The organism is Ferruginibacter sp., assembly GCF_049840995.1.
GTDB lineage: Bacteria > Bacteroidota > Bacteroidia > Chitinophagales > Chitinophagaceae > Ferruginibacter.
Map to the genome: position 1 here is coordinate 925880 of NZ_JASGIP010000004.1, position 24939 is coordinate 950818.

General features: G+C 43.5%; 14 protein-coding genes. All 14 read left to right on the plus strand.

All coding sequences use genetic code 11. From position 1 onward, the window contains the following. Positions 1-42: 42 nt before the first annotated feature. The 14 genes from QM738_RS14795 to QM738_RS14860 all read left to right on the plus strand — a co-directional run bounded on the left by QM738_RS14795 (position 43) and on the right by QM738_RS14860 (position 24939). Entirely contained in the window at positions 43-228 is a 186-nt protein-coding gene (locus tag QM738_RS14795; protein WP_462277498.1) for a hypothetical protein, read from the plus strand. 406 nt (positions 229-634) lie between these two features. After that, positions 635-1477, plus strand: a complete 843-nt coding sequence (locus tag QM738_RS14800; protein WP_462277499.1) for a BRO family protein — start codon at positions 635-637, stop codon at positions 1475-1477. A gap of 235 nt (positions 1478-1712) precedes the next feature. Continuing rightward, the gene (locus QM738_RS14805) at positions 1713-2459 is read left to right on the plus strand and encodes an SDR family oxidoreductase (RefSeq protein WP_462277500.1); all 747 of its coding nucleotides are present in this window, start codon (positions 1713-1715) and stop codon (positions 2457-2459) included. 122 nt (positions 2460-2581) lie between these two features. Beyond that, the gene (locus QM738_RS14810; protein ID WP_462277501.1) at positions 2582-3244 is read left to right on the plus strand and encodes a glycoside hydrolase family 11 protein; all 663 of its coding nucleotides are present in this window, start codon (positions 2582-2584) and stop codon (positions 3242-3244) included. Positions 3245-3444: 200 nt separating this feature from the next. After that, the gene (locus tag QM738_RS14815; protein WP_462277502.1) at positions 3445-7542 is read left to right on the plus strand and encodes a hybrid sensor histidine kinase/response regulator transcription factor; all 4098 of its coding nucleotides are present in this window, start codon (positions 3445-3447) and stop codon (positions 7540-7542) included. Positions 7543-7925: 383 nt separating this feature from the next. Next, positions 7926-10643, plus strand: a complete 2718-nt coding sequence (locus QM738_RS14820; protein ID WP_462277503.1) for a SusC/RagA family TonB-linked outer membrane protein — start codon at positions 7926-7928, stop codon at positions 10641-10643. Between the two features lie 9 nt (positions 10644-10652). Further along, positions 10653-12368 carry a RagB/SusD family nutrient uptake outer membrane protein gene (locus QM738_RS14825; protein ID WP_462277504.1) on the plus strand — a complete coding sequence of 572 codons (1716 nt, stop codon included), beginning with the start codon at positions 10653-10655 and terminating at the stop codon, positions 12366-12368. A gap of 37 nt (positions 12369-12405) precedes the next feature. Further along, complete coding sequence (locus QM738_RS14830; RefSeq protein ID WP_462277505.1) at positions 12406-15552, plus strand: SusC/RagA family TonB-linked outer membrane protein; 3147 nt, start codon at positions 12406-12408, stop codon at positions 15550-15552. 56 nt (positions 15553-15608) lie between these two features. After that, a complete protein-coding gene (locus tag QM738_RS14835; RefSeq protein WP_462277506.1) occupies positions 15609-17378 on the plus strand; it encodes a RagB/SusD family nutrient uptake outer membrane protein in 1770 nt (589 codons plus the stop codon). 85 nt (positions 17379-17463) lie between these two features. Continuing rightward, positions 17464-18615 carry a glycoside hydrolase family 88/105 protein gene (locus QM738_RS14840; protein ID WP_462277507.1) on the plus strand — a complete coding sequence of 384 codons (1152 nt, stop codon included), beginning with the start codon at positions 17464-17466 and terminating at the stop codon, positions 18613-18615. Positions 18616-18618: 3 nt separating this feature from the next. Continuing rightward, a complete protein-coding gene (galK, locus tag QM738_RS14845; RefSeq protein WP_462277508.1) occupies positions 18619-19803 on the plus strand; it encodes a galactokinase in 1185 nt (394 codons plus the stop codon). A gap of 110 nt (positions 19804-19913) precedes the next feature. After that, positions 19914-20942, plus strand: coding sequence for a glycoside hydrolase family 43 protein (locus QM738_RS14850; protein ID WP_462277509.1), 1029 nt, complete (start codon positions 19914-19916; stop codon positions 20940-20942). 5 nt (positions 20943-20947) lie between these two features. Next, positions 20948-24085 carry a beta-galactosidase, LacZ type gene (gene lacZ, locus QM738_RS14855; protein ID WP_462277510.1) on the plus strand — a complete coding sequence of 1046 codons (3138 nt, stop codon included), beginning with the start codon at positions 20948-20950 and terminating at the stop codon, positions 24083-24085. Continuing rightward, positions 24085-24939, plus strand: a complete 855-nt coding sequence (locus QM738_RS14860) for a glycoside hydrolase family 16 protein (protein ID WP_462277511.1) — start codon at positions 24085-24087, stop codon at positions 24937-24939. Before lacZ ends, QM738_RS14860 begins: the two co-directional genes overlap by 1 nt.

Here is a 24939-nt window from a genome sequence, read left to right on the forward strand (position 1 = left end):
CCTGAGGTATGACCTGCAAAAAAACATCAAACAACATTTTTTATGAAACAGCAATTTAGAAAAACATTTATCCTCATCCCGGTTGGCCTATTTTTTCTTACGGCAACCATAGCACTCACACAATTTAAAAGCATGCCTGACCTTGTAAGAGGGCTTTTATTCGGCATCGGTATTGGCCTGGTTGCTTTGCCGTTTGTGCTGAAAAAGGTGAAGCCGGGCGGGTGTTAGTCAGCAGGCATTCATGAGTAATTACACCATAGCATGCTTTGGTGCCTATCTGTGCATCAGGCGCAATGGCAAGCCATGCCTTAAATTCACATACTGAAAAAATATTACACAGCGTATAGGAAAGAATAGATTATTGAACATCAGCGAATCAACAATAATGGTTATTCAGCAAAATGAAACCGATTATATCAACTTAACCGATATGTCTGTATCTTTCAAAGAAGGGAGCGGATTAATTGGCAAATGAATAAGCAATAAGAATACACTGGAATACCTGGGCATTTGGGAGAAAATAAAAAATCCCGGTTTTAATTACCCCGAATTCGGGGTAATTAGGCAAGAAGCAGGCACTAATAGATTTATGAATTGCTAACGCAAAAAAAATATAAATTCACCCACCATTAGTATGACAAAAGAGAACGCCATCAAAATTTTTGAACAAAAGCAGGTTCGCACCCATTGGGATGAAGAACTGGGCCAATGGTTTTTTTCGGTAATAGATGTGATTGAAATACTGACAGGCAGCAGCATTCCCAAAAGATATTGGAGCGACCTAAAAAAGAAACTTACCAGCGAAGGAAGTCAGTTGTACGAAAAAATCGTACAACTGAAATTTGCATCTTCAGATGGGAAAAAATATGCAACTGATTGTTTGGCAACACAAGATTTATTGAGGCTTATCCAATCCATACCATCGCCCAAGGCAGAGCCTTTTAAACAATGGCTGGCAAAAGTGGGCTATGAACGTATGCAGGAAATAGCCGACCCGGAGCAAAGCCTAGACAGGGCAAGGGCAAACTGGCAGCAACTGGGGCGCAGCGAAAAATGGATACAGCAGCGCATGTCGGGGCAGGAAACCCGCAACAAGCTTACCGACTATTGGAAAGAAAATGGCGTGGAAAAAGCAAATGAGTTTGCACTGCTTACCAACATCATTCACCAAGAGTGGACAGGGCTGGATGTGCAGCAACACAAAAACCTGAAAGGATTGAAAACTCAAAACCTGCGGGACCACATGAGCGAAGCCGAACTTATTTTTACCGCACTGGCCGAACTCTCCACCCGCCAGATAGCAGCAGCCGACGAAGCAAAGGGCGTGCAGCAAAATGCCGTGGCAGGAAAAAAAGGCGGTAAAATAGCGAAAGATGCAAGGCTGGCTTTGGAAGAAAAAACAGGTAAGAAAGTAATAACGGCAGAAAATTTTTTGCCCCCGGCAACAATAAAAAAGAAACTGAATAAAAAGAAATAGCACCAACCGGCACATTTATTACTACCGGGCTTGCCAACAATGTACTTTATCTACCGCTATCAATTCCCTGCATCAAAGCAATTGCTATTGATGTATAAAACTCCACAATGGTATTGCTATTGCGTTTATGCTAAAGCCCGGCTGACGGTTTAAAAACCTACCTGCCGGCAGGTAGGTCCCTCACCATCGCCAAGCCCTTAATGTTGCATGATACTTTAAAAACGACCCCATCAAAATGAAAAAAGTAATACTAATAACAGGAGGAAGTGATGGAATTGGAGCTTCAACTGCATATTTGGCATTTCAAAAGGACTACACGGTTTGTATAAACTATAGACAAAACCAAGTCTCCGCTAATAAAATTGTAACTGAAATAAAAAATCGAGGTGGACGGGCTTTCGCATTTCAGGCTGATATATCTAATGAGCAACAAGTTGAAGAACTGTTCAAAACAATAGATAGTCAAGTTGGAACAATATCAGCACTTGTAAATAATGCTGGCATTATTGAACCACAGCAAAAGCTTGTTGACATTACCACCGAGCGGCTTCAAAAAGTATTTGCCACAAATATTTTTGGAAGTTTTTTTTGCGCAAGAGAGGCAATCAAACGTATGTCGAATAAGAACAATGGACACGGTGGCAGTATTGTAAATATATCTTCAATGGCTTCAAAGTATGGTTCACCTTTTGAATATATTGACTATGCCTCAACAAAAGGAGCAATCGACACTTTGACGATAGTATTATCAAAAGAAGTGGCGGAGGAAAATATTCGGGTAAACGCCGTGCGGCCAGGAATTATTGATACAGGCATTCATTCAAAAGCGGGAGAAGCTAATAGAGTAGACAGAATGAAAGAACAAATTCCAATGAAAAGAGGTGGGCATCCTGACGAAATCGCTAAAACAATTCTTTGGCTGTTGTCGGACGAAGCATCATACATCACAGGTACTATCATTGATGTATCGGGTGGACGATAAAAACGCATCATACCTACACTGTGGTTCATGTATTCACGGACCATTTTTTCGCCGTTGTTTTGTTCTCCTAAAAAACAACAGCGAAAAAAACTATCAATACAACCACACAAATTACAAACAACATGAAAATACTACACAAGGCAATATGCATGATCGCATGCTTATTATGCTTAAAAGAAATAAATGCTCAAACAATCACCCAAAACAAAACGGGTATTCATAGTGGTTTCTATTATTCGTTCTGGAGTGATGGTACAAGCGGCATTGCATCGATAACATTAAAACCTAACGGACGATACAGCACCCAATGGAAAAATATCGGGAATTTTACAGCAGGTAAAGGTTGGGCAACAGGAAAAGAAAACAGGGTAATCCGCTTTTCGGGAAAATTCAACGGCGGCGATAATGGGTATTTAGCTTTATATGGCTGGACAAAAGATTCCCTGATCGAATATTATGTAGTGGAGAATTATGGTAACTGGGTACCACCTGGCGCAACTTCATTGGGCAGTTTTACTTCTGATAACGGAACCTATAATATTTACAAAACAGAAAGAGTTAACCAGCCGTCAATTATCGGCAATACTACTTTTTATCAATACTGGAGTGTACGAACAACAAAGAGAACCAGTGGAACTATAACTTTTGCAAACCATGTGGCCGCATGGAAAAGTAAAGGAATGTATCTTGGAAAAACCTGGGATTATCAAATAATGGAAACGGAAGGATATAAGAGTACAGGGTATTCGGATATTACGGTAAGCGAAGGCACTTTAAAAAAATAACTTCTTTTGTGGTGAATTTGGTTGCAACAAGCAGATGATACCGATGGAACAGAATTACAGAGAGGGTAAACAATCCTAATAAACAAAGCAGAAAGAAACCGCCATTTATTTTACGCACTTAAACTGCTACGTAATGCAATAGTATCCTGATTGAGATTTAGTAAGTATTTTTACCGGAACGGATAATGCCCGTTCTTAATATGCAGATAAACCGCCTACTGGTAGTATTGCTATTGCTTGTTACAGCAGCGCCTGTATATGCAACAGATTCGCTGGCGGTATCGCACCTGTCCATACAAAACGGCCTTTCCAATAATTCGGTGCGCTGCATTTACCAGGATAAAAAAGGGTTTATATGGTTTGGCACTTACGATGGCCTGAACCGGTACGATGGCAGCGAGTTTAAAATATTCCGCAATAAGATCACCGACAGTACCTCCCTGCGGCACAATTACATTTATACTTTGTTTGAAGATAATGCCAGCAACCTTTGGGTGGGTACCGGGCAGGGCATCAGCGTTTACAATAGCAACACTTCTAAATTCTCACCGGCCTGGTATTATCCCTACAATAGGCCCGATCAACCCGAGCAGGCTGCTTTCAATGCCAACAGTATTGTATCGGATGATGCCAATAATATTTTTATCGGCGCCAATGGTTTTGGATTGATTGTAAAAAAAGCCGGCGAAAAAGCAGGGCATCAAATTCCTTTATTGGCAGACAATGCTTACTCAACCGACTTTAATGTGCGCAGCATTGCAGTGGTTAAAAATTCGGTATGGTTATTCATACTGGACAGGGGACTTTTCAAATACGATATGACCACGCAGAAAATTGTATTGGTGAACAGTGAAGTAAGAACGGGTTCCTGCATGCTGGCCGATGGCAATGATGATATCTGGATCGGTACAGAAAAAGGATTGTACCGGTACAATATTGCTTCCAACAAATACACGGTGCATTTTTCAGAATCGGAAGGAAAAATGAGCGCCCCGGATGTGATGTGTCTTTGCTATGATAAAGACCGTAATTTATGGATCGGTACCGAAGGTGGCGGTATCAATATACTGGATAATAAAACCGGCAGGTTCAGTTATATCCTGCCCAAAGAAGGCGATAACAAATTATCCAGCGAAGCGGTTTATTCTATTATAAAAGACAGGGAGGATCGTTTGTGGATTGGCACTGTTAAAGGCGGTTGCAATATTATTGATCCGGGCAAGAGCAATTTTCAAACCATTGTACACAATCCTTTTTCAGCCAACAGCCTGCCGGGTAATTTTATTTATTCTTTCTGCGAAGCCAGGGATGGTACGGTTTACATCGGCACCGATGGCAACGGTATGAGCAAGTGGAACAGGGCAACCAATAATTTTACCAATTACGATCACAGTAATGCGAATGCAGGTTCTTTGAGCCACAATGTAGTGACCAGTATACTGGAAGATCATAACGGCACTATCTGGGCGGCTACTTTTGGTGGCGGTATTAACCGCTTTAATGCCAGGGACGGCAGCTTTACGCATTACCGCTGCGTGAACGACAGCACCGGCGCCGAAAATAAAAATGTATGGTTATTGTTCGAAGACAGATCGCAGGTGTTATGGGCTACTACTTTTAGTAATGGTAAATTATACCGCTATAACCCTGCGGCAGATAAATTTGAAGTGTTCTCGCAAAGACTGAACAACCTTATTTCTTTTTTTGAAGATGCCAACGGCGACCTGTGGGCGGGCAACAGCAGCCAGTTATATAAGCTGGATCGCAATGGGCAGGCGCACCGTACGTATGAAATTGGTAAACCCATCCGGGCTATTTACGAAGACAGCAAACATAATTTCTGGCTGGGTGCCGAAAGTGGCGGCCTGATATTATTTGACAGGATCACCAAAAAAATACAATATCAATACTCCGATAAAGATGGATTATGCAATAACTCGGTACTGAATATTAAGGAAGATAAAACCGGCAATTTATGGCTCAGTACTTTTAATGGCATTTCTAAATTCAATCCCGCAACAAAAACTTTCAAGAATTTTTACCTGAGTGATGGTTTGCAGAGCAACCAGTTTTCTTACAATGCAGCGCTGCGGCTGTACAGCGGCGAAATGCTGTTTGGCGGTATCAATGGCTTCAATATTTTTTACCCGGAAAATATCAAGGTACGCAGTTATATGCCGCCGGTTTACATCACGGATATTTTCATCAACAGCAAACATGTATCGCAGCTGAATGAATTTATTATGAGTGCTGCGGGGGATGACATAACGGGACTGCGTATACCCTTTAACGAAGCGGTGTTGTCGCTGCGCTTTAACGCCATGGAATTTTCTTCGCCCGAAAAAATAATGTATGCCTACTACCTGGAAGGATGGGATAAGGGCTGGAACTACCCGGGCAATGTGCACAATATCAACTACAATAATTTACACGAAGGCCACTATACATTGCGTATTAAAAGCACTAACAGCAATGGTGTATGGAACGAAAAGGAAACCGTGCTTAAAATAACCATCCTGCCGCCCTGGTACCGTACCTGGTGGGCTTACCTGGTGTATGTAACATTAACAGCAGCTGTAGTGTATGTAATTTACCGCTACCGCAGGCAACAGATCAAATTAAAGCACGAGGTGGAAATAACACAACTGAACGCAGAAAAAGAAAAAGCCATTAACGAGAACCGGCAGGCATTCTTTACCAATATCACCCACGAATTCCGTACACCACTTACTTTAATTATCAATCCTATAAAAGATATGATGGTGAAGAATGACAGTGGTGAAGAAAAAGAAGAACTGGATCATGTGCACCGCAATGCAAGGCGTTTGCTAAGCCTGGTGGATCAACTGTTATTGTTCAAAAAAACAGAAAGTGATACAGGCGTGCTGCAGGTATCAAAATTTAATTTCTCTGCTATGTGCAGGGAAGTGTATTTGTATTTTACGCAACAGGCCAGGGCCAAACACATACAGTACAGTTTTGAATGCAGTAACGAACAACTGGAACTGGTGGGCGACAGGGAAAAACTCGAGATCGTATTTTACAACCTGTTGTCCAATGCACTGAAGTATACACCTGCGGGCGGTACTATTATAATGAAGGTAACAGGGCGGGATGAAGAAGTGGAGGTTTGCATCAGCGATACCGGTGCAGGCATTCCGGCTTATGTAGGCAACAAACTTTTTGAAAAATATTACCGGGTACCCGAAAAGGATACACCAGCAAAGCCGGGTTTCGGCATTGGCCTGTACCTGGTAAAAGAATTTATAGATAAGCACAAAGGGCATATTAATTATACCAGCCAGCCGGGGCAAGGCACTACATTTACCATTGCACTGCAAAAAAAGATAGAACATACTGCTGCAGTGGAAATTTTGCAGGAACAAAAAGCAAGCGGCGAATTGCTGAATGAGATCGCATCGGGTGATGAAGCGATCATTGAAAATAAAACAGTGACTGATGGCATGGAATCGGTGGTGAGCGAACGGCATTCTATATTAATTACCGATGATAATGCACAGATGCGGGGCTACCTGGTGCAGGTATTTCAAAATACATTTATAGTATATGAGGCAGGAAGTGCAGAAGAGGGTTTGCAGATCGCAAAAGAGATGCAGCCCGATATCATCATCAGCGATGTGGTGATGAATAATTTAAGCGGCATTGATTTTTGTAAGGCAGTAAAAGAATCGCCGGTATTGAACCATATTCCTTTTATATTGATCACCGGCAGTTTTTCGCCGGAGTCTAAATTAAAAGGGATCGAGAACGGGGCGGATGATTATATCACCAAGCCTTTTGAAAAAAATATGCTGGTGGCAAGGGTGCAGAGCCTGATCAGGAACCAGCAGAACCTGCAGAAATATTTTTACAACGAGATCACCCACCAGGAACAGAGCCAGCATATCACCGGCGAATACAAGGAGTTTTTGGATAAGTGTATACATATAGTGGAGCAACACCTGGATGATGAGGATTTTAATATACAGGTGCTGGCAAGGGAGATCGGCATGAGTCATAGCAATCTTTATAAAAAGATCAAGACCATTTCGGGCCAGAGCGCCAATGCCTTTATACGGTATATCAGGTTGCGTAAAGCAGCTGAAATGTTTATTAATACAAATTGTAATATTAACCAGGCTGCCTTTTTTGTTGGCATTAAGGATATCAAATACTTCCGGGAGCAGTTTGTAAAAACCTTCGGTTTAAAGCCTTCTGAATACATTGACAAGTACCGGAAGACCCTTGGCAAGAACTATAAACTGAACGAAAAGGTGATAAAAGACAAGGAAATATAGGCCGGAAACCCTCCATTTATCGGCCCTCCATAGATTGTTCAGGCCACAGTTCGTTTTTAGAAAATTTTAACAACCTATTCAAAAAATACCTCATTTACCCCCTGTTTTTGGCCAATTTTACGAATTTACCCCTTTATTTTACGGCTGATACCCCCTTATTTACCCCCTTTCGACTTTAGATTTACATCCTATTTTCTAACGAATGCTAAAACTTCTGCTGTATGTTAAAACGAACAGTCAACTGTCGGCCTGGTTCAGGTTTACCTCAACCGGGAACTAAACCCCAATTACCGGAAGCAACCCGGCGTCTATTTAGTTGTAAAAAAAATGTAATTCATTCCTTTTCCAAACACCTGCTGTTTACAGCATTATGCACGGCCGTTTTGGCCACAACAGCCAGCGCCCAGCAAAAAAAGGCTGATACGGTTGTTATCAACAACGAGCAGCCGGTTGAACTGATCTACACCCAATCGGCCCGGAACCTCACCGCAGCTTCTACCGATGCGGTCTATTCAAAAGACATTTTGAAATCGCCGGTTACCAGTTTCCGCAATGCCATTACCGGCCGGCTGGCTGGCTTGTACACCCTGCAGAGTTCGGGATTACCCGGTTCGGATGGCGCCTCGCTTACTTTAAGGGGTAAGACACCCATTATCATTATTGATGGGGTAGTGGCCAATCTTACCACATTTGACCTGGAGGAAATTGAATCGGTGACTGTGTTAAAAGATGCATTGGCAACCGCCATGCTGGGGGTCAGGGGCTCCAATGGCGCCATACTGGTTACCACTAAAAAAGGCAAAGCAGGCAACCAGCAGATATCTTTTACAGCACAAACAGCCATACAGCAATCCATTGCATGGCCCGAAACACTGAATGCTTATAATTATGCATTGCTGCACAACGAGGCTTTGCGTAACGACGGTGTTGACAGTGCTTACTCCGGTTTATATTATTCTCAAAATGCTTTGAATGCTTATAAAAATGGTACTGACCCTGTTAATTATCCCAATGTAAATTACAGGGAACAGGTTACCAATAAAACAGCGCAGTTCAGCAAGTATACTTTAAGTGCGACGGGTGGTAATAAATTTGCCCGCTATTTTGTATCGCTGGAACATGCCAATCAAAGCGGTTTCTTTAAAACTGTAGACAGCACATCTTATAATACCAATAATAATTTCAAGAGTTATGTGGTGCGTTCGAATGTTGATGTGAACATTACGCCTAAACTTTCCGGCGGTATCTATTTACTGGGCAGGATCATGAATGCCAACGAACCCGGTGCCACTACCGGTTCTATATTGTCCAGTATCATGAACACTCCCGCCAACGCATACCCGCTTTTAAATTCCAATAACAGTTTTGGGGGCAACCAGCAATACCAGAACAATGTACTGGCACAAACCATTGCCTCAGGCTACCGCCAGCGCTATTACAGGGATATACTGGTGAATATTTATTTACAGCGTTCACTGGATGAAGTGCTGAAAGGTTTGTGGATAAGAGCTAAAGCCGCTTATAACTCCACATTGGCAGAAGATATCAACCGCAGTAAATCCTTTGCAGTGTTTCAGCAAACCGGCAGCAACTACATACAGTTTGGTAGCAATGGTACACAGGGTAACAGCAATGGTATTGCTTACCAGGGCAGGGGAGATTATGAAGAGCTGAGCCTGGGTTATTCAAAGAACATCGGGAAGATACACGATATCAATGCACTGCTTTTATTCAACAGGGATAATTCCACCAGTGGTTCCGATCTTCCTTATACTATCAGCGGAACTTCTGCAAGGGTTTCGTATGTATACAAAAATAAATTCACTGCCGAAGGTGCTTTGGCTTATAACGGCAGCAACCGATATCCTGATGATGGTTCTACCAAAAGAGGATTTTTTCCTTCTATAGGTTTTGGATGGAATATAGATCGTGAAAAATTCATGCAATCCGTTCCTGTTATTTCAAAACTGCGGGTGTATACCAGCTATGGAAAAACGGGATGGGACAACCCCGGTTACTTTGTGTATTACCCAAGATTCTTTGATGGCGCTACCGGTTATTTTGGTACCGGTGCCGGAGGTGTTACCACTATTACAGAAGGCACTTTGCCCAATGTTAATATCACCTGGGAAAAAGCCAATAAATACAATGCAGGTATTGCCGGCGCTTTGCTGAACAATCACCTGAACTTTTCTGCAGAATATTTCAGCAATAAATATTACGACCTGCTGCAGCAACGTGGTGCCAGCAGTACTACTATTGGTAACGATTACCCTGATGAGAATATCGGCAAGAATAAATATTATGGATGGGAATTCCAGCTGGGCTGGCAACAAAGTGTGAAAGAGCTGCAATACTTTGTAAATGTCAACGCCACTTTCTTAAACAGCAAAGTGATATTTATGGATGAAGTGAGCAGGCAGTACAGCTGGATGCAGCGTACAGGCCAACCCATCGGAAGAATATTTGGCTATGTAGCCGATGGACTTTTCCAGAGCCAGGCCGAGATCAACAGCAGTGCCACCACCACGGGATACAAAGCACAGCCGGGTGATATAAAATATAAAGACCTCAATAATGATGGTGTGATCAACCAAAACGATCAAACCGGGATTGGTTCGGGCAAGGCCCTGATCATGGGTGGTCTTTCAATGGGTGTAAGTTATAAAGGCTTTGACATCAGCGCCCTGTTCCAGGGTATGGCTAACCGTGATATTTATGCTTCGGGCAGCAGCTACTGGGCATTTGCGGGTGGCACGGGCCAGGCATATAGCCATAACCTGCAAAGATGGACACCGGCCACTGCGGCATCGGCAACTTATCCCCGCCTGAGTTATGGTGATAATTCCAATAATTACGCGGTATCCTCTTACTGGATAAGAAATGGTAATTACCTGCGCCTTAAAAACCTGGAAGTAGGATATGCTTTCCCCACGAAGCTGATCAAAAAAACAAGACTGAACACCATACGCCTGTTTGCTAACAGCTACAACCTGTTCACCATAAAATCGGATGAACTGGATGGAAGGGACCCTGAAGGATTTACCGGTGGTTATCCTATTCAACGCCTGTTCAACTTTGGTATCAACATTAAATTTTAATACTGCTATATGAAAAAGAAATATTTTATTCCAATAACCATTTCCGCGATCGTATCGCTGCTGGTTATTTCATCCTGCAAAAAATACGAGACCCAGCCAAAGGATTGGTTCACTTCTTCCTTAACTTTTGATACGCTGGATAAGAATGGTATTGTTGCCGGTTACGACCTGAACAATATTTATAATTATGTTCCCGATGGCTTCACCCGTATTGATGGTGATTTCCTGGATGATGGTGCAGGCGATGCGCTGCCATCAAGATACAATACGCAAGCGGAGAATTACCTGAAGGGTACTGTTTCTGCCATCAATAATCCTGATCCTTACTGGGCCAACAGTTATTACGGTATACGCCGTGCGAATATCTTTTTGGCCAATATTGATAAAGTGCCGCTGATCGCTATTACCCGGCAATATTATAAATCTGAAGCAAGGTTTTTAAGAGCGCTATTTTACTGGGAATTACTGAAACGCTATGGTGGTGTGCCTTTACTGGGCAATACTATTTACAGCCTGGATGACAATATACAGTTGCCCCGTAAAACTTTTGCAGAAACAGTGGATTACATCGTGAATGAATGTACGGCTATTAAAGACAGCATGCGTACAGATCCTGTTTCCACTTCGGACTGGGGCAGGGCCAGCAAAGGCGCGGCTGTGGCGCTTAAATGCAGGGTGTTGTTATATGCAGCCAGCCCTTTGTTCAATGGCGGCGGTGTTGAGACCGATCCTGTAAAAAAAGCATTGACCGGTTACCTAACGGCAGACCCTACACGCTGGCAGAAAGTGGTGGATGCTTATAATGAATTTGCAGCATTGGGTACTTATTATAAACTGGTTACCAGTGGAACGCCTACAGCATTTGCTTCGGTGTTCATTAACAAAATGAATACAGAAGTGATATTTACCAAGCAGGTGGCCAATGGTATTGGGTTGGAGAACAGCCAGTCGCCGGTGGGCTATATTGCTGCCAATGTGAGAAGCCAGGGTATGACCAGCCCGGTACAGAATTTTGTGGATGCATTTCCAATGCTGAATGGTATGGGCATTAATGAAGCCGGTTCGGGTTATACGCCTGCAACACCTTATGCCAACAGGGACCCGAGGCTGGATGCCACTGTTTTCCGTCATGGATCGCAATGGCTGGGCCGTACTGTAAAAACTGCTGAGGACAGCCTTGACAAACCCAATAATTTTTCTATCTCCACCATACAAACGAGGACGGGCTATTACCTGAAAAAATTCCTGGGAAGTTTTGCCACCGGTACAGCTTATTCAAGCCAGAGCCACAATTTTCCTTTGTTCCGTTATGATGAGATCATTTTAAACTATGCGGAAGCATTAAATGAATTAGGGCAAACAGAGAATGCAGTAACACAGATCAAACTGCTGCGTTCCAGGGCGGGCATTACTGCAGGCACCAATACCCGTTACGGTATCAAAGTGGGTATCTCTCAAACAGAGATGCGTACACTGATACAGAATGAAAGAAGAATAGAACTGGCATTTGAAGAGCACCGTTTCTGGGATATACGCCGGTGGAAAATTGCCGACCAGGTATTGACAACGCCATTGACCGGTATGAAGATCAATGATGGTGTAACACCCACTTACCAGGTGATCAATGTGATGACGCCTGTGTTCAACAACAGGATGTACCACATGCCCATACCACTGGACGAAATCAATAAAAACCCCAACCTCATTCAGAACGAAGGCTGGTAAAACAAACCCTTTAAAATTCATTTAAAGCTATTATAAAATGAAAAAAATAATTTATCTCATTCTTATATTGATCGGTTTTACCAGTGGTACAGCAATGGCACAGGTAAATAAGATCAGCGGCGTGGTGACCGATAATAACGGCAACGCCATTGTGGGCGCTTCTGTAGTGGAAAAAGATGTGCCCGGCAACGGAACGAATACCAATGCATCAGGCCGCTTTACGCTTACACTAAAAGGTAAATCGCATGTGTTGGTAGTAACCTATGTAGGTTATGAAAAAGAAGAGTACAAGGCGGGTAATAATACCACTTTACAGATCGTATTAAAAACTGCATCCGGCAGTCTTAGTGATGTAGTGGTGGTGGGTTATGGTAAACAAAAAAAGATCACCACCACGGGTGCTATCAGTACGGTATCAGGTGCAGAATTAAGGGAGAATCCTTCTGCGAGTATCCAGAATACCATGGCAGGAAAATTGCCCGGTTTCTTTTCGCAGCAAACATCCGGCAGGCCGGGTGCGGATGGCGCCACTTTTTATATCCGTGGACAAAGTTCGTATAATGGTGGTAGCAATACGCCGCTGATCATTGTGGATGATATTGAATTTACTTACGAACAATTTGCCCGTATCGATCCGAATGAAATTGAAAGCCTGAGTATTTTAAAAGATGCTTCCACTACAGCAGTATATGGTGTAAGAGGTGCTAACGGTGTAGTGATAGTGACCACACGCAGGGGTAAGATCGGCGCACCCCAGATATCGTTCCGCGGCGAAACCAGTATCCAGCAACCAACCATTCTTCCTCATTATTTAAATTCCTACGAAACAGCCAAACTGGTAATGCAGGCGCAAACGAATGATGGCGTTGCTGCAGCGCAACAACTTTTTAAACAGGCCGACCTGGATACTTTCCAGCGGGGCCTCAATCCTTATACACACCCGGATGTGAACTGGCGGGATGTATTGTTTAAAAATTTCAGCCAGCAGTACCGTGGTAATTTTGATATCAGCGGCGGTACTGAAAAGGTAAAGTACTTTATTTCTGCCGGCTACCTGTACCAGAATGGTATGCTTAAAAATTATGGCAGCAAAGTGGGTATCAATAACAGCTTTTATAACCAGCGCTACAACTACAGGAGCAACCTGGATATGAAAGCCACTGCCACTACTGATCTGCGTTTGGATCTTTATGGTAACGTGAGCCAGATCAACCAACCGCAGGTGGGCAGCCCTTTTGGCTACAACGACCTGTTTTATGATTACGGCAGTTTCCTTACACTGAGTCCATTTGCTTATCCTTTATACAACCCCGATGGTTCGCTGGGTTACAGTTACTGGCAAAGGAACAATTCCATTGGTGGTACCAGCTATGATGTGAACAATGTGATCGGCCGCCTTAATTACCTGGGCTATACCCGCACTTTTGAAAATAATATGAACCTGGTAGGTACATTGAATCAAAAGCTGGATTTTATTACAAGAGGCCTTTCTGTAAAAGGAACAGTGTCTTATGCCAGCAGCTATGGCGATCCCGGTGTTAACACCAACACGGTATCTATGAGCGGTGCCGATTTTCCTTCTTTTATTTACGATCCTACATTGGCAGATCCCTATGTGCCCAGGAACGCCAGCATCTTCCGTGTGCGCAGGCTGATACGGGGTTCCACCAGCGGCTCTACCTATCGTAGTGTGCAGGCGCAGGCCTTCATTAATTACGATCGTACATTCGGTGGACGACATCACGTGTACGGGTTAGCGTTATATAATAAAAATTCGGTAACAAGATATAACAGCAGTACGGCTTATAATTTTATCCCCAACAATTTACTGGGTTACACTGTTCGCTTGGGATACGATTACAAACAAAAATATTTACTGGAATTGAATGCTGCCCGCAACGGATCGGATCGCTTTTCAAAAGCACACCGTTATGGACTTTTCCCCGCGGTATCTGCCGGATGGAATGTATCGGAAGAAAAATTCATCAAAGAACATTTTTCATTTCTTAACCGTTTGAAATTAAGAGGCTCTTACGGATTGGTAGGTAATGATAAGATCGGTACTTCTTTCTCTTACCTGTACACGCAGGTGTATACACAGAGTGGCGGTGCGGTTTATTTTGGCGACCCCAATGCCAACAGCAGCAGCGCTGTGTATGAAGGCACACTGGGTAATGACGAAGTAAGCTGGGAAAAAGAAAAGAAACTGGACCTTGCTGTGGAAGGTGCAGTGCTGAACAGCAGGCTTTCGTTTGTGGTGGATTATTTTAATAATAACCGCTATGATATATTGACAAGTCGTGCCAATTCTGTATCTGCCGTATTTGGCCAAACACTGCCTGCTGTTAACCTGGGTAAAGTAAATAACAAAGGCATTGAGATACAGCTGAACTGGGAAGACAAGATCGGCAAGAATTTTTCTTATGCCATCAAAGGAAGTTATTCTTATGCAAAAAATACCATCCTGTTCCAGGATGAACCGAGTTACAAATACGGATACCAGTCTTACACCAACCACAGTATTGGTTCACAAAGAGTATATACCTGGATAGGTTTTTACGACAGCGCTTCTATTGCTGATCCTAAAGTGGCCAAACCAAGTGGTACCATCCGCCCCGGCGATCTGCGCTATGCCGATCTGAATGGCGATGGTGTGATAGATGGTTATGATCTTAAAGTACAGGGCTATCCCAATGTTCCGAATACAACAGCGGGATTACAGATATCGGTTGCTTATAAGAACTTTTCGATCGGTGTATTCTTCCAGGGATCATCCAACTTTAATGTGAGTGCTGCTGCAGAAGCTATCAGGGCATTCAGTTCTAATATGCTTGCGGTGCACCAGCAATCCTGGACACCTGCCCTGGGTAATAATGCAAAGTATCCGTTATTGACCTTTACGCCGGGCACCAGCGATCCTGCTGCCAATCCTTCTACTTTCTGGCAGATACCGGGTGACTATATCCGTTTAAAAACTGCAGAGGTAGGTTATACTTTACCAGAAAAATGGGTGAAGAACATGCGTATGAAGAATATCCGCATTTACAGTAACGGTTATAACCTGTTTACCTGGACCAAGCTGAGCAAACTGTACGAACTGGATCCTGAGATCACACTGGGTACCAGCCGTACCGTGTATCCGCCACAGCGCATCATCAATTTTGGTATAACAGCTACTTTTTAAAACAACGCTATTGCTTCATTCAAAAAAAGATCATCATGCTTAAAAATAAAATCTATATGAAAAAGCTGGTTATTATAACAGGTATGGTTATACTAATAGCTTCCTGTAAAAAGAATGATTTCCTGGATAATAAATCCACTGCCATAACAGAAGAAGCTGTTTTTAAAGACAGTTTGCTTACTATACAATTCCTGAACGGTATCTACAACCAGATCGGGTTTACTTTTAATAAAGGCAGGTGGGATACCCACGGTAATACAGAACACTCTGTAGATGACGGTGAATATTCTTTATCGGCCACTTATCGTCCGGATGTGATATTGTACAACGGTACGGTTTCTCCCACCAACTTCGGAACCACCAGCCCTACGCTGGCCGATAGCTGGAGTGTACCTTATACCAACATCCGCAGGTGTAACCTGTTGATGGAAAAATTACCTTCCACGCCGCTTTCTGCTGCCAAACAAAGCAGGATGAAAGGCGAAGCAAAATGCTTACGGGTATGGTATTACATGCAATTGCTCATCTGCTATGGCGGTGTACCCAATGTAGCCGACAATGTGTATGATATCGATGCACAATTAAATCTGCCCCGCCAGAAATTTGCTGACCTGGTAACTTATTTATCAAAAGAGCTGGATGATGCGATCACTTTATTACCTGCACCGGGTGCTTATGAAGCCATCGATTACGGAAGGGTTACCAAGGGTACCTGCCTGGGTTTAAAGTCGAGATTGTTATTGTATGCGGCCAGCCCATTGTTCAATGGCGGTGCTAATACCGGCAATGCATCTGCTGATCAAATTGCAGCGGCCAGTTATCCCTCTTATGATGCAGCGAGGTGGCAGGCTGCGGCAGATGCGGCATTGGCGGTGATCAACTCCAATTATTATTCATTGATCAGCGATAACAGTACCGTAGCAGGACTTGGGTTTTACAAAACCTTTTTAACAAGGGTGAACCCCGAACTTATTTTTGCACTGTACCGACCCACCAATAAGGATTTTGAGCAATACTATTTACCGATGGGTTCCAATTACACCCGCCCTACACATAACCTGGCGGCTGCTTTCCCTATGGCGAATGGTAAAGCCATTACCGATCCCACTTCGGGTTATGATCCCACCAATCCTTATGTGAACAGGGATCCACGTTTCCGCTACACTTTGATATATAACGGTGCCAAGTATGCGAATACTTCCCTGGTGCAGGTGCCGTTCTATACTTATACAGGTAGCACTACCACCACCACGTATTCTTCATATATCAGCCCTACAGGATATTACTGCCGCAAAATGTGTGACAGTACCGTTACCAATAGTGCAGGCGCCAGCCCCGACAGGGAATGGCCTATTATGCGGTATGCAGAAATATTATTGAATTATGCAGAAGCTATTAATGAGACCGGGCAAACCAATCTTGCTTATCCAAAGCTCATTGAATTGAGGAATAGGGCAGGTATCACGCCCGGCGCAGATGGTTTATACGGCATGAAAGCGAATATGACGCAGGCTGAAATGCGTGACTTTATACAGAATGAAAGACGTATTGAACTGGCTTTTGAAGACCATCGCTGGAATGATATCCGCCGCTGGAAAATTGCCATGACGTTGTATGGTGGCACGCCGACGGGATATAACAGCATTATGACGGTAACCCGTGTGGGTACTGCCGGAAACCTGTCTACCGGTGTGGGACTGACCTTTAATTACGTGATCAGCACCACTACCAGCAAGCACACTTTCCGCCCGGAAATGTACCTGCTGCCGATACAGGATGTGGAGATACGTAAAATGCCTGCCATGTTACAGAACCCGGGTTGGTAAATAATAAAAGTAGTTTTTTAGTGTAACAGTAATGCGTACCCTATGTTAAGCAAATTATAGAAAGACAGTAATGTAAATGGGATCAATGTTTAAAAAGCTGAATTATATAGTGACCGGTGTTGTTGTATTGATGATGGCTGCCTGCAGCAGTTCGAACAAACATACTGCAGCAGTAAATAATTCTAAAGAAACTGTATTGGCCACGATCAACAAGGTAAACACTTACTGGCAGGAGCAAAACCCTGTCCAGGGCCGTTCCTTCTGGGATAATGCTGCTTATCATACCGGCAATATGGAAGTGTATGCGCTTACCAGGAACGAAGCCTACCGGAAATATTCAGAAGCATGGGCAGAGCAAAACCAATGGAAAGGCGCCGCTTCGGATAATAAAGCCGAGTGGAAATTTAATTATGGAGAAAAGCCGGAGTATGTATTGTTCGGCGACTGGCAGATCTGTTTTCAAACTTATATTGACCTGTATCATATGCAGCCGGACGAAAAGAAAATTGCCCGTGCTAAAGAAGTGATGAGTTATGAGATCAATTCCACAGAAAATAAATACTGGTGGTGGGCAGATGGATTGTATATGGTAATGCCGGTGATGACAAAAATGTACCTGCTTACCGGCGAAAGAAAATACCTGGATAAACTGTATGAATATTACAGTTATGCCAATAGTATCATGTACGACAGTGTAGAAAATATCTATTACCGCGATGCCAAATATGTTTATCCAAAGCATACCACTGCTTCAGGCAAAAAAGATTTTTGGGCCAGGGGCAATGGCTGGGTGTTTGCGGCTTTGGCAAAAGTGCTGAAGGACCTTCCTGCTGATGATCCGCACCGCGATGCGTATATCAGCAAATTCAAAGGGATGGCCCATGCTTTAAAAAGGTACCAGCAACCCGAAGGGCACTGGACAAGAAGTATCATGGATACGGCGCAGTCGCCGGGATTTGAAACCAGTGGCACTGCTTTTTTTACCTATGCGTATTTATGGGGTATCAATAATCATTATCTCAGTAAAAAAGAATTTGCGCCGGTGGTAGAAAAAAGCTGGCGTTATTTAACCACCATAGCACTGCAGCCGGAGGGAAAGATCGGGTACGTGCAACCGATAGGTGAGCGGGCTATACCGGGACAGGTGGTGGACAAAAACTCCACCGCCAATTTTGGAGTAGGGGCTTTTTTGCTGGCAGCCTGTGAAATGTATCGTTATAAAGATCTCAATAAATGAGTTATGGAGCTGAATGAACAAACTATAACAGAAAAATTTAAAAGTACTTTTAAGATAACTGAAAAGCCGATGATCGTTCGCTCTCCGGGCAGGGTGAACATCATTGGCGAACATACCGATTACAATGATGGTTTTGTATTGCCTGCTGCCATCGACAAAGCAGCTTATGTAGCCATCACCAAACGCAATGATGACCAGGTACATTTGTTTGCCACCGATTTTAATGAATGGTATCAAACCTCGCTTGGTAATATTGCTAAATCCAATAAGCACTGGCCGGATTATATACTGGGTATTGTAGACCAGTTGCAGCAAACCAATGCAACATTGCAGGGTTTTAATTTACTGGTTGCGGCAGATATTCCCATCGGTGCAGGGCTTTCATCATCCGCGGCATTGGAATGTGCTACCGTATTTGCATTGAACGAATTATTTGCCCTGCATTTATCCAAGGCAGAGATGGCGCATATTGCACAAAGAGCCGAACATACATTTGCCGGGGTAAAATGTGGCGTGATGGATATGTTCACTTCGCTGTTTGGAAAAAAAGATCATGTGATCCATCTCGACTGCCGCAGTTTATTCTATGAATACATCCCCTTAAAATTGACCGGTTACAAATTGCTGTTGCTGAATACCAATGTAAAACACCAGCTTTCTTTTACAGAATATAATACCAGGAGGCAGCAATGCGAACAGGCCGTGGCATGGATCAACGAAAAAATACCTGCGGTGAAAGCATTAAGGGATGTAACAACGGACATGCTGGATAAATATGTGCGGGCAAAAGACCCGTTGATCTACCAGCGCAGCAAATACGTGGTGGAAGAGAACAACCGTTTACTGCAGGCCTGCACCGATCTGAAAAAAGGGGATATCAAAGCATTGGGAAAAAAGATGTTTGCCACGCACGACGGGCTTAGTAAAGCGTACGAAGTGAGTTGCAGGGAACTGGATCTTTTAGTGGATCATGTAAGAAATAATAAAGCAGTGCTGGGCGCAAGGATGATGGGAGGTGGCTTTGGTGGTTGTACCATCAATATTGTAAGGGAAGAAGCGATCGAGAAATTGCTGGAAGAACTGGCACCGGTCTACGCAGCAGCAACGGGGCTTGAAATGAGTTATTACATCGCATCTGTAGAACAGGGAACAACCGTGCTGACACAAAGGGCAGAGGCCTTTGCATGATAGCGGGTGGTTATAATTTATACTTAAAGTAAAGTACATTCTCATATAGCAATCTATAGCAGTTGAGCGACCTGCTGTATCTACAGCAGGTATTTTTTAACAGGTAAAAGATGAAAAACATTTTAATTATACTTACCGGTTGGTGGTTGATGACCATAGCCGGTTGCCATACTTCGGCCATGCAGAAGCCGGTAGTTGCTGCAGCAACAGATACCAATAAACTGCGGCCCAATCAGCTTTGGTATGATGATAAGGGAGAACTGATCAATGCGCATGGCGGCGGTATTATTTTCAGTAACAACACCTATTACTGGTTTGGCGAAAAAAGGGGCCGCATTGCTTCGCAGGGCGTGAGCCTGTATTCATCGGCGGATCTGTACCACTGGAAAAATGAAGGGGTGGTATTTTCGCCGGATTATAAAGATACTGCCAGCGATATCAGTTATGGCTGTGTGATGGAGCGGCCCAAAGTGATCTATAATGCGGCCACACATAAATACGTATTATGGTTTCACCTGGAATTAAAGGGCAAAGGATACAGCGCTGCAAGGGCGGCAGTAGCGGTGAGCGATGCCATTACAGGACCTTATAAATACCAGCACAGCTTCCGGCCCAACGGTAATATGAGCCGGGATATGACCCTTTTTGTTGATGATAACGGCAACGCATACCAGTTATATTCTTCCCGGGAAAATTATGATCTTCGTATTACACAGCTTTCTGCGGATTATCTTACAGCTACCACCGAAGATAAAATGTTATTCAGTAATCACCGCGAAGCGCCGGCAATGTTCAGGTATAACAATAAGTATTACCTGGTTACCAGTGGTTGTACAGGATGGGCGCCTAATAAAGCTTCTGTGCATGAAGCAGCATCTGTATGGGGACCCTGGACCGAGCTGCCGTATAACCCAATGGAAGGACCGGGCGCTGATATTACATTTGGTGCACAATCTACTTATGTATTGCCCATTGCAGGTAAAACAAACCGCTTCATTTTTATGGCAGATAAATGGAACCCACGCAACCTGCAGGACAGCCGCTATACCTGGTTGCCTGTACAATTCAACAATAACCTGCCCGTAGTAAAATGGATGGACGAATGGAATTTAAATTTTTATGACAAGCATAATCAATGATGAACATGAACAGTAATTTTTTGAGAACCGTACAGCTGAGTATCGTATCCTTATTTTTTTCTATCACTGCAATAGCGCAGTCTTCCAATAATGATTGGGAAAATCCTGAATTGTTTGAATGGAATAAAGAAGCGCCGCATGCAGATATGATGCTGTTCGCCAACAAACAGGATGTGGTGACAGATGAATACAATAATTCTCCTTATTACAAATCGCTGAATGGCAACTGGAAATTTACTTATGTAGCCAAATATGCAGACCGGCTGAAAGATTTTTACAGTACCAGCGTAAATGAAAGTTCGTGGAGTGATATTGCAGTACCTTCCAACTGGGAGCTGAAAGGTTTTGGTATTCCCGTGTACACTAATATCACTTATCCCTTTCCAAAGAACCCACCTTTTATCGGAGAAAATAATCCTGTAGGAACTTACCGCAAACAATTCACAGTGCCGGATAACTGGGATAATAATGAAGTGATACTGCATTTTGGTTCTATTTCAGGTTGTGCTTTTATTTATGTGAACGGGCAAAAAGTGGGCATGACGAAAGCTGCTAAAACAGCAGCGGAATTTGACATTACAAAATACCTGGTGAAAGGAAATAATTTACTCGCAGTGCAGGTATTCCGCTGGCACGATGGCAGTTATTTGGAAGACCAGGATTTCTGGCGCTTAAGCGGTATTGAAAGGGATGTGTTCTTATTTGCTATGCCTAAACTCACTGTATGGGATTTCTTTTTAAAAGCAGGGTTGGATGACCAGTATAAAAATGGTTTATTCAATGCCGATATTAATCTGAGACAATTTACAAACGGTACCAACCAGAGTGGCACTGTAACCGTGGAATTACTGGATAAAACTGGTAAGAAAATTTTTAGTCAGCAAAAAAAATATGCTGCCGGTGCTGAACTGCCCGCATTATCTTTCAGCGGAAAGATCAATAATCCATTGAAGTGGAGTGCTGAATCACCGGAATTGTATGACTGCATCATAACATTGGATAATGGCAATACTGCTGCAGTGTACACGGGTGCAAAAGTTGGTTTCCGCAGAGTGGAAATAAAAAATGCGCAATTGTTGGTGAATGGTGTGGCGGTATATGTGCATGGAGTTAACCGGCACGAGCATGATGATGTATTGGGGCATGTGCCCACCAAAGAACTGATCACAAAAGATATGCAACTGATGAAGCAGTTCAATATTAATGCCATCCGTTTATCACATTATCCCAACGATCCGTTACTATATAAACTGGCCGACCGTTATGGTTTGTATATTGTGGATGAAGCCAATATTGAAAGTCATGGTATGGGTGCAGAATTCCAGGCATGGTTTGATAAAACAAAGCATGTGGCTTATTTACCGCAATGGGCTGCGGCGCACCTGGACAGGCATAAGCGTATGCTGGAAAGAGATAAGAACCATCCTTCGGTGATCATCTGGAGCCTGGGCAATGAATGTGGCAACGGGCCGGTTTTTCACGATGCGTATAAATGGATCAAACAAAGAGATAACAGCAGGCCGGTACAATTTGAACAGGCGGGTGAAGACTGGAACACCGATATCGTTTGCCCCATGTATCCACGGGTGAATGATATGAAACGGTATGCTGCTGATACAGCAAAGAAGCGGCCTTATATCATGTGCGAATATGCGCATGCAATGGGCAACAGTAATGGTAATTTCAGGGAGTATTGGGATATCATTCGCAGCAGCAAACACATGCAGGGTGGTTTTATATGGGACTGGGTGGACCAGGGTATAAAGACCACGGATGGCAATGGCAAAACATTCTGGGCCTATGGTGGCGACCTGGGTAGTTTTTATTTGCAGAATGACGAAAATGGTGTGGCTGATGGTTTGCTTAGCTCTGATCGTACACCCGACCCTGGTATATACGAAGTAAAAAAAGGATACCAGGATATCTTGTTCAGTTTAAAAGATACGGCTAATGCGGTGCTCACTGTAAAAAACATGTTTGCTTTTACGGTTTTGGATCTATATGATTTTAAATACAGCATTATTAAGAATGGTGCGGTAGTTTATACGGGAACTTTTGCAGTTAATGCTAAACCCGGCGAACAAAAAGATATTAAACTGAATATTCCTGCGGATAAACTGAACGGCGGGGGAGAATATTTTTTAAATCTGTCTGCCAATATCTCTCCTAAAAATGCAACAGCTTTGCTTGCAGCAGGACATGAAGTGGCTGCTGACCAGTTTAAACTGAGCGGTGATTATTTTGCAGCAACAGCAAAAACCACTGGCACACTTACAGTGCAAAAAAATGCTGACCGTGTAAGCTTCCAGTCGGGCAATATCTCGGGAGAGATAGACCTGAAACAAGGAACAGTGCGGAATTACCGCAGCAAGAATGGCCTGCAGGTAAATCGTTTACCGGAACCATATTTCTGGCGTGCACCTACTGATAATGATTTTGGTAATGGAATGCCTTCCAATATGGGCATCTGGCGCAATGCACATCAAAACCGCAAGCTGAAAAACATTACTGTTGGTGAACAGAACAGTGAAGGTGTATTGGTAAAGGCGGAATATGAACTGACGGGTATTGCTGTTCCTTACAGCATAGAATATTTGATACAAAACGATGGCAGTATAAGGATCACTGCAGCTATTGATATGACGGGAAGAGATCTTCCTGAATTGCCCCGCTTCGGCATGCGCATGCAGTTGCCTTCCATGTTCGACAGCCTGCAGTATTATGGCCGCGGCCCATGGGAAAATTACAGCGATCGCAATGAAGCTGCATTTGTTGGTACTTATTCCGGTAATGTAAAAGAACAATATTACAGGGGTTATATCCGTCCGCAGGAGAGTGGTTATAAAACGGATGCACGCTGGTTTTCTGTAACCAATAATGCAGGTAAAGGTTTGTATGTACAGGGACTGCAACCCATTTGTTTCAGTGCCACCAATCATTCGGTGGAAAGCCTGGATCCTGGTCTTACCAAAAAGCAACAGCATCCAACTGATCTGACACCTGACAATACTACTTATCTTCATATCGACCTGAAGCAGAGAGGTGTGGGTGGAGATGACAGCTGGGGTGCTTTGCCACATATCCAATATCGCTTGCTGGATAAAAAATACAGTTACAGTTTTATCATACGTTTAATTGATTAATGATGCGGCCTTTTCTTTTTTTTACAATAGCTGTTGTTTTATTTACTGCGTGTAACCGTAAGGTTACGGTCGGTAAAAACAATGCAACGCAATATGATGGTTATGCGCTGGTATGGGCAGATGAATTCAATACCAACGGCCGGCCCGATTCGGCCAACTGGAATTACGAAACAGGTTTTGTACGCAATGAAGAGTTTCAATGGTACCAGCCGGAGAATGCGTATTGCAAAGACGGCATGCTGGTAATTGAAACCAGGAAGGAGGAAAGGCCCAACCCGCTGTATGTACAGGGCAGTAACGAATGGCGCAAGAAGAGACCGAATATTGAATACACTTCTTCATGCATGATCACCCGCAACAAACAGCAATGGCAATATGGCCGTTTTGAAATGCGGGCCCGTATCGACATCAGCAAAGGTATATGGCCTGCCTGGTGGACCCTGGGTGTAAGCAAGGGCTGGCCCGGCAATGGCGAGATAGACATCATGGAATATTACCGAGGAATGCTTTTAGCGAATATTGCCTGCCAGGGCAGTAACCGGAAAGCGCAATGGTTCAGCAATACTTTTAAAACAGATTCGCTGGGTGGCGCTGCATGGTCGGCTGAATTTCATGTGTGGCGGATGGACTGGACGGAAGAATATATTGCCCTGTATTGCGATGGGCACCTGCTGAATAAAACCGGACTGGATTTGCTGCAGAACAAAGACGGCAGTAATTTTAATCCATTCAAACAACCCCATTACATGCTGCTGAATACAGCGGTGGGTGGAATGAATGGCGGTGATCCGTCTTCCACCACATTCCCCCGCAGGTTTGAAGTGGATTATGTAAGGGTATACCAGAAAAAATAA